At 73.9% G+C, this 11,974-nt stretch carries 11 protein-coding genes and 1 pseudogene; 5 read left to right on the top strand and 7 right to left on the bottom strand.

The window, feature by feature from the left end; genetic code table 11:
* Nucleotides 1–229 precede the first annotated feature (229 nt).
* A complete protein-coding gene (locus tag ACQRUO_RS35515) occupies nt 230–838 on the top strand; it encodes a hypothetical protein (protein ID WP_428320287.1) in 609 nt (202 codons plus the stop codon).
* A gap of 204 nt (nt 839–1,042) precedes the next feature.
* On the opposite strand, the gene glnA is transcribed toward ACQRUO_RS35515, so the two are convergent.
* Nucleotides 1,043–2,455: a type I glutamate--ammonia ligase gene (glnA, locus tag ACQRUO_RS35510; RefSeq protein WP_428320286.1), complete on the bottom strand. Its 1,413-nt coding sequence runs from the start codon at nt 2,453–2,455 to the stop codon at nt 1,043–1,045.
* A 311-nt stretch (nt 2,456–2,766) separates the two neighbouring features.
* Here glnA and ACQRUO_RS35505 point away from each other — a divergent pair, with 311 nt between their 5' ends.
* Nucleotides 2,767–3,234 (top strand): RDD family protein, encoded by a 468-nt coding sequence (locus tag ACQRUO_RS35505; protein WP_428320285.1) that lies wholly within the window; start codon nt 2,767–2,769, stop codon nt 3,232–3,234.
* 124 nt (nt 3,235–3,358) lie between these two features.
* Here the strand turns inward: ACQRUO_RS35505 and ACQRUO_RS35500 are convergent, their stop codons facing one another.
* The 4 genes from ACQRUO_RS35500 to lipB form a co-directional block, all read right to left on the bottom strand.
* A complete protein-coding gene (locus ACQRUO_RS35500; RefSeq protein WP_428320284.1) occupies nt 3,359–4,045 on the bottom strand; it encodes a DUF4191 domain-containing protein in 687 nt (228 codons plus the stop codon).
* Nucleotides 4,046–4,181: 136 nt separating this feature from the next.
* The gene (locus ACQRUO_RS35495) at nt 4,182–4,349 is read right to left on the bottom strand and encodes a hypothetical protein (protein WP_428320283.1); all 168 of its coding nucleotides are present in this window, start codon (nt 4,347–4,349) and stop codon (nt 4,182–4,184) included.
* A gap of 178 nt (nt 4,350–4,527) precedes the next feature.
* Nucleotides 4,528–5,481, bottom strand: coding sequence for a lipoyl synthase (lipA, locus tag ACQRUO_RS35490; protein WP_428320282.1), 954 nt, complete (start codon nt 5,479–5,481; stop codon nt 4,528–4,530).
* 195 nt (nt 5,482–5,676) lie between these two features.
* A complete protein-coding gene (lipB, locus tag ACQRUO_RS35485) occupies nt 5,677–6,447 on the bottom strand; it encodes a lipoyl(octanoyl) transferase LipB (RefSeq protein WP_428320289.1) in 771 nt (256 codons plus the stop codon).
* A 394-nt stretch (nt 6,448–6,841) separates the two neighbouring features.
* Here lipB and ACQRUO_RS35480 point away from each other — a divergent pair.
* A pseudogene (locus ACQRUO_RS35480) lies at nt 6,842–7,105 on the top strand (hypothetical protein); the annotation flags it as partial.
* Nucleotides 7,106–7,312: 207 nt separating this feature from the next.
* A complete protein-coding gene (locus tag ACQRUO_RS35475) occupies nt 7,313–8,926 on the top strand; it encodes a regulator (protein WP_428320288.1) in 1,614 nt (537 codons plus the stop codon).
* 174 nt (nt 8,927–9,100) lie between these two features.
* On the opposite strand, the gene ACQRUO_RS35470 is transcribed toward ACQRUO_RS35475, so the two are convergent.
* Nucleotides 9,101–10,429, bottom strand: coding sequence for an NAD(P)/FAD-dependent oxidoreductase (locus ACQRUO_RS35470; RefSeq protein WP_428320281.1), 1,329 nt, complete (start codon nt 10,427–10,429; stop codon nt 9,101–9,103).
* 303 nt (nt 10,430–10,732) lie between these two features.
* Nucleotides 10,733–11,638 carry a TIGR01777 family oxidoreductase gene (locus ACQRUO_RS35465; RefSeq protein ID WP_428320280.1) on the bottom strand — a complete coding sequence of 302 codons (906 nt, stop codon included), beginning with the start codon at nt 11,636–11,638 and terminating at the stop codon, nt 10,733–10,735.
* Nucleotides 11,639–11,746: 108 nt separating this feature from the next.
* Between ACQRUO_RS35465 and ACQRUO_RS35460 the strand changes: the two genes are divergently transcribed.
* The coding region (locus ACQRUO_RS35460; RefSeq protein ID WP_428320279.1) for a DUF2510 domain-containing protein at nt 11,747–11,974 on the top strand (228 nt) is incomplete at its 3' end.

Raw genomic sequence — 11,974 nt, 5'->3', positions numbered from 1 at the left:
GGGGGGGGGGGGGGGGGGGGGGGGGGGGGGGGGGGGGGGGGGGGGGGGGGGGGGGGGGGGGGGGGGGGGGGGGAGGGGGGGGGGGGGGGGGGGGGGGGGGGGGGGGGGGGGGGAAAAAGACCCCCCCCCCGCCCGGGTTGTGGGGCCCCCCCCCGGCACCCCCTTCCTCCCCCCACTCCTGTCCCAACCCGGCCCATCTCATCTCTGGTCACCAGGAAGGACCCTCGTCGTGAAGCGTCCACTCGGCCTCGCGCTTGCTGCCTCAGCGCTGCTCCTGACGGAAGCTTGTGGAACCGGTACGAAGACCGTCGCCGTCGGCCCGGGGGCTCCGATCACCGTCGTCTCCAACTCGATGACCCCGTCACCGACCGGAACGCCCAGCATCTCCGTCCAGGTCGAGAACGCCGCTTCCGCGCTCGGAGAGCAGGGGCGCGGCCGGTTCGCCGACATCTGGGGCGCCCTGGCCTTGGACGGTGCGAACAACCAAGTCCTGCTGTATGCCACCGACGTCCAGCGGGCAGAGCAGATGGCCGAAGCCGCCCGCGCGGCTCACCCCGACACCGCCGGAGTCGGCGTGAAGATCATCAAGTGCTCCCACAGCGCCAAGGACGAGCACGCTGCGGTCGAGCGGATCATCGCGGCCCAGCAGGCCAAGACGCTCATGTTCGAGACCTACGGGGCCAGTCCCGCCATGGACGGCAGCGGGATCCGTGTCTACACGTCGGCGGAGGGCCTCAGGTCACCGGGCTTCGCCAAGCAGGTCCAGGACACCGCCGGTCCGGTGCCGGTCACCCTCGTCCTGGGTGCCAAAGGGGTACCCGCGGCAGCCGGCCGTTGACGAGCCCCCCCGGGACGGGGGCCGCACCGTCCAGCTCGACCGCTGCCCGTGGCGGACAGTGGCCACGTTGCTGCGCGGCATAGGGAACGGGGTGTCACGGTCCGTGAGGAGCGTGACACCCCGTTCCCTGCCTTGACTTGGGGCGTTTCCGCAGGTCAAAGTCCCTGGAAGGATCGCCTGGCCAACCGGCCCACAGGGGCCGGTTCAGAGATCGAAGTACAGCTCGAACTCGTGCGGGTGGGGGCGCAGGGCGATCGGGGCGATCTCGTTGGTGCGCTTGAAGTCGATCCAGGTCTCGATCAGGTCCGGGGTGAAGACGCCGCCCGCGAGGAGGTACTCGTGGTCCTGCTCCAGGGCTTCGAGGACCGCGGGGAGGGAGGCGGGGACCTGGGGGACGCCCGCGTGCTCCTCGGGGGCGAGCTCGTAGAGGTCCTTGTCGACCGGCTCGAGCGGCTCGATCTTGTTCTTCACGCCGTCCAGGCCGGCCATCAGCATCGCCGAGAAGGCGAGGTAGGGGTTGGAGGACGGGTCCGGGGCGCGGAACTCGATGCGCTTGGCCTTGGCGTTGGAGCCGGTGATCGGGATGCGGATCGCGGCCGAGCGGTTGCGCTGCGAGTAGACCAGGTTGACCGGGGCCTCGAAGCCGGGGACCAGGCGGTGGTAGGAGTTCACCGTGGGGTTGGTGAAGGCCAGCAGCGACGGGGCGTGCTTGAGCAGGCCGCCGATGTAGTAGCGGGCGGTGTCGGAGAGGCCGGCGTAGCCCTGCTCGTCGTAGAAGAGCGGCGCGCCCTCGGCCCACAGCGACTGGTGGACGTGCATGCCCGAGCCGTTGTCGCCGAAGATCGGCTTCGGCATGAAGGTGGCGGTCTTGCCGTTGCGCCAGGCGACGTTCTTGATGATGTACTTGAACAGCATCAGGTCGTCGGCGGCGTGCAGCAGGGTGTTGAAGCGGTAGTTGATCTCCGCCTGGCCGGCGGTGCCGACCTCGTGGTGCTGGCGCTCGACCTGCAGGCCGGAGGCCTCCAGCTCCAGGGTCATCTCGGCGCGCAGGTCGGCGAAGTGGTCGACCGGCGGGGTGGGGAAGTAGCCGCCCTTGTACTTGACCTTGTAGCCGCGCGCGTCGCCCTCGGCGGCGCCGCTGTTCCAGGCGCCGGCCTCCGAGTCGATGTGGTAGAAGGACGCGTTGGCGCTGGTCTCGAAGCGTGCCGAGTCGAAGACGTAGAACTCGGCCTCGGGCCCGAAGAAGGCGGTGTCGGCGATGCCGGAGGAGGCCAGGTAGGCCTCGGCCTTCTTGGCGACGTTGCGCGGGTCGCGGCTGTAGGCCTCGCCGGTGATCGGGTCCTGGATGAAGAAGTTGATGTTGAGGTGCTTCTCCTTGCGGAACGGGTCCAGACGGGCGGTGGCCAGGTCCGGGACCAGGGCCATGTCCGACTCGTGGATCGCCTGGAAGCCACGGATCGACGAGCCGTCGAACATCAGGGTCTCGGCTGGGTCGAAGGTGGCGGCCGGAACCGCGAAGTGCTGCATCACGCCCGGCAGGTCGCAGAACCGGACATCCACGAACTTGATGTCGTTTTCCGCGATGTAGGCCTTGACCTCATCCGCATTGTTGAACATCGATCGTCCTCCTCTGCCCGACCGCGACGAGGGTCGGGATCAGACCTGCTCGGAGCCAGTCGTCCCAACCGGCCACGGTGCGGGCCACCTTAGGAACAGGCCGTTTCCTGACGGTGACCCGATCGTTTCGCCCATGTTAACCGGCGGGCCCGAATGGGCGGCAAACTCACCCGGGAGGGGGCAAAACGCGGCCCGCACGGCCCTCTGGTCCACAGGTGGTCTGGACCACTTGCGCATCACGGGTCAACCGGATTCACTCGCAGGGGGAGTCGCCGCCGAGTCGCCCCCGGGGCCGGGTTACTGTGTTTTTCGTGGACAGCAGAGAAGCACTGGGATCGTGGCTCGAGGGCCCGAAGGCGGCCGCCGAGCGGATGGGCGCCGACTTCGGCTACCGCGGCGAGCGACTGGGCCTCCCGCGCGAGGGTTCGGGCTCGGTGGCCGGGACGGCGCGCCGGATCGGCGCGCTCTTCGTCGACGGCTGGATCGCCAGCCTGATCGCGTACGGCACGTTCTCGCACGGCAGCCTGGCCAGGGCCGACCTGCTCAACCTGCCGGTCTTCTTCGCGATGAGCGCGGTGCTGCTCTGCACCACCGGCACCACCATCGGCAAGCGGCTGTTCGGGCTGCGGGTGGTGCGGCTGGACGGCTCCCGGGCGAGCATCCCGCAGATGCTGCTGCGGACCCTGCTGCTCTGCCTGGTGGTGCCCGCGGCGGTCTGGGACCGGGACACCCGCGGCCTGCACGACAAGGCGGTCGCCACGGTCGAGGTCCGGATCTGAGTTCGGATCCGAGTCCGGATCCGACACGAGCAGGACGTGAGCAGGACCGTCAGGACACCGGAACATGAGGAAGGCCCCGCCGGACCGGCGGGGCCTTCTGCACGAGTGGTGGGGGGAGCGGACCTCAGCGGGACTGGCCGCCCTTGGGGAGCCGGGCGCCCTTGGGCATCGGGCCCTTGGGGATCGGCGCCTTGGAGAGCAGGTCGCCCAGCGCGCGCAGCCGGTCGTTGGTCTCGGTGACCTGGGCCGGGGTGATCGCGTTCGGCAGCCGCATCAGGTGCACCTGCAGCTTGCGCAGCGGGACCTGGTCCGGGCCGTCGCCGACCATGATGTCGTGCACCGGGACGTCGGCCACCACGCGGGCCATCTTCCGCTTCTCGGCGGCCAGCAGCGGGCGCACCCGGTTCGGGTTGCCCTCGCCGATCAGCGCGATGCCGGGGCGGCCGACCGCGCGGTAAACCGCGTCCTGGTTGCGGGTCACCGCGACCGGGGTCGTGTTGGCGCTCCACCGGCGCAGGTTGTTGAGCACCGCCGCGGCGGCGCCCGGCTGGCCCTCCATCTGGCCGAAGGCGGCCCGCTCGGCCCGGCGGCCGAAGACGATCGCCGAGGCCAGCACGGCCGCGATGAAGCCCAGGATCCCGAGGATCACCGGGTGGCCGATCAGGAAACCGATGGCGAGGATCACGCCGAAGGTGAGGAGGCCGATGCCCCCGATGATCAGGCCGATCTTGGTGTCGACCTTCTTGGTCATGATGTACGCCTGGCGGATCTGCTTGAGCCGCCCAGGAGTCTCGGATGTTTCCCTCGCCATGAGGGCAATGCTACGTGTCGTGGACATCGGACATCGAAGCCCGGTCCCGATTCGGCGCAACCGTGCGGGAAATCGTTACGCCATCCGCCCGCGCGGGCCCGCTCTTCGAGCCGGCCCGCTCTCCGCGCCGACCCGCTCAGCGCCCCGCGGTCGCCCGCAGGCTGACCCGGGCCGCCTCGCGGTCGGCGGCGTGGCGCCGGTTCTCGCACACGGCCGACCAGGCGTTCAGCCGCGCCTGCCGCCGCCCGGCGGCCAGCAGCAGGCTCTCCGCCAGCCTGATCGCCGTGCCGATGGTGCTCCCCATGCCAGCCACTCCCCTCGCCGGGCCCGGCACCGGTGGCCGGACCCGCGCACCATTCTCGGCCCCGGCTGTTAAGCGCCCGTGACCTCCCGGTCAAACCGGGGTCAAACGACGCTGGAGCCCGGAGCGGGTGCTCCGGGCTCCAGGGGGCGATCCGATCCCGTGCGGGTCGGCGTCCGGGTCAGGCGTTCTGCTGCGCCCGGTGCTCCAGCGCCTGCCGGTAGAGCCGGCCGGCGCGGTAGGAGGAGCGCACCAGCGGCCCCGACATGACGCCGGCGAAGCCGAGCTCCTCGGCCTCCTCCTGCAGCTCGACGAACTCCTGCGGCTTGACCCAGCGCTCCACCGGGTGGTGGCGCAGCGAGGGGCGCAGGTACTGGGTGATGGTGATCAGCTCGCAGCCCGCCCCGACCAGGTCGGCCAGCGCCTGGCTGACCTCCTCGCGGGTCTCGCCCATGCCCAGGATCAGGTTGGACTTGGTGACCAGACCGGCCGCGCGGGCCTGGGTGATCACGTCCAGCGAACGCTCGTAGCGGAAGGCCGGGCGGATCCGCTTGAAGATCCGCGGCACCGTCTCGACGTTGTGCGCCAGCACCTCGGGACGCGACGAGAAGACCTCGGCGAGCTGCTCCGGCACCGCGTTGAAGTCCGGGATCAGCAGCTCGACACCGGTGCGCCCACCCGCCCGCTCCGCGGTCATCGCGTGCACCTGGCGGACCGTCTCGGCGTACAGCCAGGCGCCGCCGTCCGCCAGGTCGTCACGGGCGACACCGGTGATGGTCGCGTAGTTGAGGTCCATGGTGACGATGGACTCGGCGACCCGGCGCGGCTCGTCCCGGTCGAACTCGGCGGGCTTGCCGGTGTCGATCTGGCAGAAGTCGCAGCGGCGGGTGCACTGGTCACCGCCGATCAGGAAGGTCGCCTCGCGGTCCTCCCAGCACTCGAAGATGTTGGGGCAGCCGGCCTCCTGGCAGACCGTGTGCAGCCCCTCCTTCTTCACCAGCGACTGGAGGGCGTTGTACTCCGGGCCCATCTTCGCCCGGGTCTTGATCCACTCGGGCTTCCGCTCGATGGGGGTCTCGCTGTTGCGGACCTCCAGGCGGAGAAGCTTCCTGCCGTCGGGCGCGACAGCGGACACGTGCGGCTCCTAGAAGTAGACGGGGTACCCCCAGGGTACGCCTCTGCTTGTACGGTCTGCGCCGGGCTCACGCCCCGCAATCGCAGGGCAACAGCGACCGGCGGGCGGAGATTCCCGGGCCCTGCGCCGGGGGTGGGGCGGGCGGGTCGGGTGGCTCCGGCGGGTCGGGCGGGTCGGTGGGGCCCGGCCGGTGCCTCAGCGGCCGGCGGCCGGCTCCGGCAGCTCGGCCAGCACCTCGGCCAGCCGCCGCTCCACCAGCGGCACCACCTCGGCCACCGGGACGTCGCGGCCCAGCTCGGTGGAGAGCGAACCGACCCCGGCGTCCCGGATCCCGCACGGGATGATCCGGTCGAACCAGGTCATGTCCGGGTTGCAGTTGAGGGCGAACCCGTGCATGGTCACGCCGCGCGCCACCCGGACCCCGATCGCGGCGAGCTTGCGGTCGTCACCGCGCTGGCCGGCGTTGGAGGGGGCGTACTCGGGGCCGGCCAGCCGCGGGTCGATGCCCAGCGGCAGGCCGAGCCGCAGGGTCAGCTTGCCGATGTCGATCTGCTTGGCCGGGTCCGGCACGGCGTCCGGCAGGTCTGCGCCGAGCACCCAGACCCCGCTGCGGCCCTCGACCCGGCTGGTCCCCACCGAGAAGTCGCCGCAGGCGCGGATCAGCGCCTCCTCCAGCCGGCGGACGTAGGCGACCACGTCCATCGGCTCCGGCAGCTTGACGATCGGGTAGCCGACCAGCTGGCCCGGGCCGTGCCAGGTGCCCTCGCCGCCGCGGTTGACGGTCACCACCGGGGTGTCGTCCAGCGGCAGGTCCTCGGGCTTGGTCCGCTTGCCGGCGGTGAAGACCGGCGGGTGCTCCAGCAGCAGCACGGTGTCGGGGATCTCGTCGGCCAGCCGCAGGGCGTGCAGCCGCTGCTGCTCCTCCCACGCCTCCTCGTACGGCACCAGGCCCTCACCTATGTGCATCCGTACGAACCGCACGTTCTCGCTCACCGCTGCTCCTTGCCCAGGTGGTCGCGCCCAACCTCGCCACTGTACGCCCGGCCGTCGGGTGCTCCGAAGGGGCCTTGACCGGGCGGCGGAGCGGCGGGCGCCGGGGCGCCGACCGACGCGGGACGGGGCGGGTTCGAACAGCCGCAGGGGTGCCACGCAGGGGGCCGCCCAGGGTACGCGCGGCCCAAACCCCCAGCGCCGCACCTTCCTCAGAACGGGCGCCGCTCCGTCACCCGTTCGGAGGATTGCCCGCCCAGATCCACCCATAGCGCCTGAATGCTCGCTACATTCACGCCGATTCCCGACAGGGGCGTCGCGCACGGCACCGGGGACCCGGACCGCGGCGTCCGAGAGGTAGTTGACTGACATGTCCCAACGGCCTGCAACCGACAGTCCGGCCTACGGTCCGCTCGACCCGCTGGACCCGCACGAACGCCGTGGCGAGCCGGACCGAACCGGTGCGGCCACCCTGCCCGTGCAGCGCCAGGACGCCACCGCGCTGCGCCGCGCCGAGTTCCACCGCGAGGAGCTGCCCGGCGGCGACCTGCACGGGGGTGACCTCGACGGCGGTGACCTGCACGGCGGCGATCTCCGCGGCGGTGACCTGCACGGCGGCGATCTCCACGGCAGCGATCTCCACGGCGGTGAACTCCACGAGCCGGCTCCGCACCACGCGACGCTGCACGACCCCGAGCTGCACGCGGCACCCGGCACCGAGCTGCACGCCGCCGACGTCCACCGCGCTGACGTCCACCGCGCCGACGTCCACCACGGCGACGTCCACCACGCCGTCGGCGAGCGGGACGGCGGCGACCCGGACGACCCCGCCGAGGACGGCCTGCCGCACTCCGCCGACCCGGAGGCGGCCGCCCGCCCCGAGCCGAGCCGGGCGCAGAACCCGCTGCTCGCGGCGCTGATCGAGGAGGCCGGCTTCTCGCACGCCGGGCTGGCCCGCCGGGTGGACCAGCTCGGCCTGGAGCACGGGCTGGACCTGCGCTACGACAAGACCTCGGTGACCCGCTGGCTGCGCGGCCAGCAGCCGCGCGGCGCCACCCCGGCGCTGATCGCCGAGGTCTTCACCCGCCGGCTCGGCCGCCGGCTGTCCGCGCAGGACATCGGCCTGGACGCCTGCGCCCCGGTCTACGCCGGCCTGGAGTTCGCCGAGACTCCGCAGGAGGCGGTGGACATCGTCTCCAGCATGTGGCGCAAGGACACCGGGCCGCAGTCCGAGCTGCGGCGGATCGCCTTCACCCCGGCCGGCCTGGTGGTGCCGAGCCGGGACTGGCTGATCGGGCGCAGCGACGAGCAGGTGGCCCGGGACGGCTCGGCCGGGATCTACGTCTCCGGCCCGGACGGTCCGCTGGCCCGGCTCGACCCGACCGCCGAGCACGGTGACGGCCCGGCCCGCGGCGCGGCCGCACCGGTGCGCGGCACCCCGGCCGGCCGGGTCCCCTCGCAGGCCCGCCGCCCGCTGGTCTCCGGCACCCGCAGCGTCCCGCTGCCCGGCCCCGGCGAGCCGGGTGCCCGGCCGGCCCGGGCCGGCCTGCGGGTCGGTCGCGGCGACATCGCGGCCGTGCGCGCGGTCGGCGACCTGTTCCGCGCGCTGGACAACGCCTACGGCGGCGGCCACGCCCGGCAGGCGCTGGTCCGCTACCTGGAGAGCGAGGCCGAGCCGATGCTGCGCGGCCGTTACGGCGAGCAGATCGGCCGGGCGCTCTTCGCGGCCGTCGCCGACCTGACCCGGCTGGCCGGCTGGACCTCGTTCGACATCGCCGCGCACGGCCTGGCGCAGCGCTACTTCGTGCAGGCGCTGCGGCTCTCCCAGGCGGCCGGCGACCGGGTTCTCGGCGGCTACGTGCTGATCACCATGAGCCAGCAGGCGGTCCACCTCGGGCACGGCCGGGAGGCGGTGCAGCTGGCCCGGGTGGCCCAGCAGGGCGTGGGCAGCACGGCGCCCGCCACCATCCAGGCGCTGATGCACGCGGCCGAGGCGCGCGGCCACGGGGTGCTGGCCGACGTCAGGTCCTGCACCACCGCGCTGGTCCGCGCCGAGCGGGCGCTGGCGCTGGCCCGCAGCGGTGACGAGGTGCCGTCCTGGGCCCGGTTCTTCGACGAGGCCCAACTGGCCGACGAGTTCGCGCACTGCTACCGGGACCTGCAGCAGTGGCGGCCGTCCGCCCAGCACGCCGAGAAGTCACTGCGGCTGCGCGGCGCGGCCTACGCCCGCAGCCGGGTGTTCTGCCGGATCGTGCTGGCCTCGGCCCGGCTCGGCATGGGCGACCTGGACGAGTCCTGCGCACTGGCCACCGAGGCGCTGCGGGCGGCCGGCGAGATGCGCTCGGCCCGCACGGTGGAGTACCTGCGCGACTTCCACCGCCGGCTGGCGCCGTACCGGGGCAGCCCGGCGGCCCGGGCGTTCGAGGAGGCGGCCCGGCAGGCCGGGGTGCTCTGAGCGGTCCGGTGGTGGCGTCCGGCCGGGGTGCTCTGAGCGCTGCGGTGGTGATGTTCGGCCGGGGTGCTCTGAGCGCTGCGGCGGTGACGTCCGGCCGGGGGCGGTGAGCGGCAGCCGCCCCCGGCCGGCGGTCCGGGGCCCGTTCGGTGGCGCGGTCCGGCACGGCCGGCGGGCTCAGGCGGCCTGCGCCTGCCGCAGGTCGGCGGCCCGGGCCACGCCCAGGTCGCGCAGCACCGCCTCGGCGGCCCGGCGGCCGGAGACCAGGGCGCCCTGGGCGCTGCTGGTGTCCCGGTGGTCCCCGCAGACGTAGAGGCCGGCCAGCACCCGCACCGGGCGGCGGAAGTTGTGCGGCGGCGGCATCGCCGGCACCGCGTCCGGCAGGTGGCGCACCGTCAGGAACTCCCACTCGCGCGCCGCCACCCCGTACAGCCGGGCCAGCCGCTCGCGCACCGCCGGTTCCAGCGCGGCCGGCCCGCCCGAGCCGTAGGCACGCCGGCCGAGCACCGTGGTGGCCACCAGGGAGCGGCCGGCCGGGGCGTAGGACTCGTGCACCTGGCTGAGCACCAGCGAGTGCGAGACCGGCGCCGGACCGCTCGCCCGGTCCGCGTCCAGCAGCAACGCGGCCTCGGCCAGCGGGGGTTCGGCGGTGGTGTGGTAGTAGGTGGTCACCGGGTGGAAGTCGGGCAGCCGCAGGCCGGGCAGCAGTTCGGCGGCCGACCGGGCGTCGGTGGCCAGCAGCACCGCGCGGGCGCTGATCCGGCCGTGCTCCTCGGTGTGCACCCCGTCCGCGCCCATCGCGGTCACCTTCACCCCGAGGCGCACCGTGCCGGGCGGCAGCGCTCCGGCCAGTTGCCCCGGAACCGCGGCGGTGCCGGCCGCGGGCAGCGCGAGCCGGCCGCGGGCGTAGCCGCGCAGCACCAGGTCGGCGATCCGGCTGCTGGTGCCGAGCGCGGGGTCGCTGAGCAGGGCGACCAGCAGCGGGCGCAGGAAGCCGTCCAGCACCTTGGGCGGCAGGCCGCGGGCCTCCAGGGCGCGGGCGGTGCTGGTCTCGGGCCGGGCCAGCAGCTTGGGCACCGGGGTGGCGGCCAGCCGGGTCAGGGTCGCACCGAGCCGGGCCTTCTCCAGCGGGCTGCCGAGCGGCGAGCGGATGGCGGCCTGCCGGGCGGTCGGCAGCAGCGGGTCACCGACCCGGTAGCGGCGGCCGCCGCTGTGCACCAGGACTCCGGGGGAGAGCGGGCACAGCTCCAGACCGTCCAGGTCGAGCCGGCGGACCAGCTCCGGGAAGCCGGTGTTGAGCAACTGACCGCCGTGGTCCAGCCGGTAGCCGTCCAGCTGGTGGCCGGCCATCCGGCCGCCGATCCGCTCGGTCGCCTCCAGCACCTGGACCTGGAGTCCGGCGGAGGTCAGTGACCGGGCGGCGGCCAGCCCGGCCAGGCCCGCGCCGACCACGACCACCTCGGTGTCGTCGGCACGGGTGCGGCGGGTGATGTCCTGTGGGGTCACGGGCGAACTCCCTCCCTGGTCCCGGAGCTCCGGCCGGTGGCCGGCTGCGGAGTGTGCCGGGACGGTTCGAACGGGTGATGCCCCGTCAATGGCTTGATCAGGCAAGGGCATTCGTTCGGATCGGGGAGAGCCGCGCCGCGCCGGTGGCACGCTCAGGGGGCACGCGCATGCGCCGTGCGCCGTCGCATGCGCCCCCTCGCGCCGTAGCGGACGGCGGAGGGTGTTCGGCGTCGCCCAGGGTTCGGAGTCGTTCGGTGTTCGGAGTCGCCCAGTGTCCGGCGTCGTTCGGTGTTCGGCGTCGCTTCAGAGCGCGGCGCGCACCGCCGCGTCCACCTGGGGGTGGGCGAACTCGAAGCCCGCGGCGAGCAGCTTGGCCGGCACCACCCGGTGGCTGCCGATCACCTCCACCGCCATCTGGCCCAGCGCCAGCTTCAGCGCGAACTCCGGCACCGGGAACGGCGTCGGCCGGCGCAGCACCCGGCCGAGCGCGGCGGTCAGTTCGGCGTTGGTGACCGGCTCCGGCGCGGTCAGGTTGACCGGGCCGCTCAGCTCGGGGTTCTCCACCAGGAAGCGCAGCGCGGCGACCTGGTCGGCCAGCGAGATGAAGCTCCAGTACTGCCCGCCCGAGCCCAGTCGGCCGCCCAGCCCCAGCTTGAACAGCGGGAACAGTCGCCCACCGGCCCCGCCCTGCGCGGTCAGCACCAGGCCGGTGCGCGGGTGCACCACCCGGATCCCGGCTTCCACGGCCGGGTGGGCGGCGCCCTCCCAGTCCACGCAGACCCGGGCCAGGAAGTCGTCGCCGGCCGGGGCGGTCTCGTCGATCACCCGGGCGCCGGTCTGCCCGTAGTAGCCCACCGCCGACCCGCTCACCAGCACGCTCGGCGGGGCGGCCAGCTGCGGCAGCGCGGCGGCCAGGGTGCGGGTGCCGAGCACCCGGCTGTCGCGGATCTCCTGCTTGTAGGCGTCGGTCCAACGGCGGTCCGCGACCCCGGCGCCGGCCAGGTGGACCACCGCGTGCACACCGTCCAGGCCGGCCCGGTCCACCTCGCCGCGCACCGGGTTCCAGCCGATCGCCACCGAGCCGTCCGGCCGTGGCCCGAGGTCGCGGCGGTGGCGGACCAGCCGGACCACCTGGTGGGAGTCGGCCAGCAGCGAGCGGACGAGGGCGGAGCCGATCAGCCCCGAGGAACCGGTGACAGCGATGCGCATGCCGCCATCCTGGCAGGCCCCGGCCACCCCGGTCCGCGCAACCCGCCAACCCGCCCGCCCGCCGGGGCACCGCTGACGCCGGTTCACCGGGCCCGATACGGTACGGCGGTGAGCAACTCCACTCCTCCCGGCTGGTACCCCGACCCGGAGCCCGTACCGGGTGCCGAGGGCGCCCACGAGCGCTTCTGGGACGGCACGGCCTGGTCGGGCCGGACCCGGCCGCTGCCGCCCGGTGCCGCTGTTGCTCCCGCCGGTCCGGCCGGGCCCGGACTGCCCGCGGCACCCGCGAGCGCCGCGCCCGCCGTACCCGCAGCGGTGCCCGCCCCCGCCCCCGCG

The organism is Kitasatospora sp. LaBMicrA B282 (assembly GCF_050325825.1).
Classification (GTDB): domain Bacteria; phylum Actinomycetota; class Actinomycetes; order Streptomycetales; family Streptomycetaceae; genus Kitasatospora.
Note: the sequence above shows the minus strand (reverse complement) of the source record. Positions and strands in the feature narration are given on the sequence as shown.

Excerpts from the sequence above, each read along its gene's own strand:
- lipB (WP_428320289.1), bottom strand. The coding sequence starts at position 6,447 with ATGCACATAGGTGAGGGCCTGGTGCCGTACGAGGAGGCGTGGGAGGAG.
- ACQRUO_RS35495 (WP_428320283.1), bottom strand. The coding sequence starts at position 4,349 with ATGGGGAGCACCATCGGCACGGCGATCAGGCTGGCGGAGAGCCTGCTG.
- glnA (WP_428320286.1), bottom strand. The coding sequence starts at position 2,455 with ATGTTCAACAATGCGGATGAGGTCAAGGCCTACATCGCGGAAAACGAC.
- ACQRUO_RS35500 (WP_428320284.1), bottom strand. The coding sequence starts at position 4,045 with ATGGCGAGGGAAACATCCGAGACTCCTGGGCGGCTCAAGCAGATCCGC.
- ACQRUO_RS35465 (WP_428320280.1), bottom strand. The coding sequence starts at position 11,638 with ATGCGCATCGCTGTCACCGGTTCCTCGGGGCTGATCGGCTCCGCCCTC.